Here is a 239-nt window from a genome sequence, read left to right as displayed (position 1 = left end):
CGAGCTCGCAGCCGGCATCGAACGCCGCCCGGGTAGTGCGTCCCCGGTGCTGGTCCCCCCCGAGCAGCGCTACGACCGGGCCCGCGCGGTGGGCGTGGAGGAAGTGGCGGTGTTCCCCGCCGCCTCGGAAACGTTCAACCGTACCAACCCCAATGCCGGCCTCGACGAGACGCTGGCGCGCTTCGCCCCGATCCTCGATCGCGCCCGCGTCGACGGGGGGAAAGTGCGCGGCTACGTGT

At 72.8% G+C, this 239-nt stretch carries 1 pseudogene; it reads left to right on the top strand.

Going from position 1 to position 239, the window contains the following annotated elements:
* Positions 1-239, top strand: a pseudogene (locus tag ACQG3P_RS22980) (hydroxymethylglutaryl-CoA lyase); the annotation flags it as partial.

This window comes from Stenotrophomonas sp. SrG, from assembly GCF_050031795.1.
Taxonomy (GTDB): Bacteria; Pseudomonadota; Gammaproteobacteria; order Xanthomonadales; family Xanthomonadaceae; genus Stenotrophomonas; species Stenotrophomonas rhizophila_A.
The sequence above is the reverse complement of the archived record's forward strand: the minus strand, read 5'-3'. Positions and strand labels throughout refer to the sequence as shown.